This is a genomic window from Methylosinus sp. R-45379 (assembly GCF_001644125.1).
Taxonomy (GTDB): domain Bacteria; phylum Pseudomonadota; class Alphaproteobacteria; order Rhizobiales; family Beijerinckiaceae; genus Methylosinus.
On record NZ_LUUM01000051.1, the window covers coordinates 1 to 1601 of the forward strand.

The window sequence follows — 1601 nt, forward strand, 5'->3', positions numbered from 1 at the left end:
TCGGGAGGGGGTGAAACCCCGAGTCTTTGCCGTTGAACCCCACCCCGTCCGGCTATCGCCGGCCGACCCTCCCCTTAAAGGGGAGGGTGAGCGCGAGCCGCGCCTCGCCAAGGCGCTGGAGCTGACGCGCGAGCTGACCAGCTTTCCGCGCCATCTCTCGCAGCATACGGGCGGCTTCGTCATCACGCGCGATCGGCTGGACGAGATCGTCCCGCTCGCCCCCGCCGCCATGGAAGGCCGCACGACGATCGAATGGGACAAGGACGATCTCGACGCGCTGCGCATATTGAAGATCGATGTGCTGGCGCTGGGCATGCTCACCTGCCTGCGCAAGGGCCTCGCCCTGCTGGCCGAGCGCTATGGCGTCGTGCATCGTCTCTCGTCGATCCCGGCGGAAGAGGAAAGCGTCTATGACATGATCTCGCGCGCCGATACGATCGGCGTGTTCCAGATCGAGAGCCGCGCGCAAATGTCCATGCTGCCGCGGCTGCGGCCGCGGGAGTTCTACGATCTCGTCATAGAGGTGGCGATCGTGCGGCCCGGCCCCATTCAGGGCGATATGGTTCACCCATACCTCCGCCGTCGTATCGGCAAGGAGAAGGTGTCCTTTCCCTCGAAAGAGCTCGAGCAGGTGCTGCGCAAGACGCTCGGCGTGCCTTTGTTTCAGGAGCAGGCGATGCGCATCGCCATCGTCGCCGGCGGCTTCACGCCAGACGAGGCGGACCGGCTGCGCCGCGCCATGGCGACGTTCAAGCGCGTCGGCACGATCGGAACCTTCCGCGCCAAAATGCTCGCCGGCATGGAGGCGCGCGGCTATAGCCGCGAATTCGCCGAGCGCTGCTGGGGGCAGATCGAAGGCTTCGGCTCCTATGGTTTCCCCGAGAGTCACGCGGCGTCTTTCGCCCTGCTCGTCTATGCCTCCGCCTGGCTCAAATGCCGCTACCCGGACGTGTTCTGCTGCGCCTTGTTGAACGCGCAGCCCATGGGCTTCTACGCCCCGGCGCAGATCGTGCGCGACGCGCAGGAACATGGCGTCGGCATCCATGAGGTCGATGTGAACGCCTCCGATTGGGATTGCACGCTGGAGACGCGCGCGCAGGCGACGCCGCTGCATTCGCGCCACGCCTCCATGGCCGGCGACATTCGCGCGACGCATGATGTGCGGCTCGGCTTCCGCCAGATCGTCGGCCTGCGCGAAGCGGACATGAAGCGCCTCGTGGCGAAGCGCGGCGCGGGCTATGATTCCGTGCGCAATCTATGGCTGCGCGGCGGGCTCGAGCCATCGACGCTCGAGCGCTTGGCGGAGGCCGGCGCCTTCGCCTCGCTCGGCCTGCCGCGACGCGACGCGCTCTGGGCCGTGCAGGCGCTCAATCGCGCCGGCGACAAGGACGATCTCCCGCTGTTGCGCGCGCTCTCCTTCGCGCCGCAGGAGGAGGACGCGAACCTCCCGCCCATGCCGCTCGGGGCGGAGGTAGTGGAGGATTATCGCTTTCTGTCGCTGTCGCTGAAGGCGCATCCAATGGCGTTTCTGCGCGCGCGGCTCGAGGCCAAGGGGATCATGCCCTGTGGGGCGCTCGGCGGCGGCCCCCTCCCTCACCCTC

1 pseudogene is annotated in these 1601 nt (G+C 67.5%); it reads left to right on the plus strand.

Annotated features, from left to right (window positions below):
* Nucleotides 1–1601 (plus strand): annotated as a pseudogene (locus A1351_RS02995) (error-prone DNA polymerase); the annotation flags it as partial.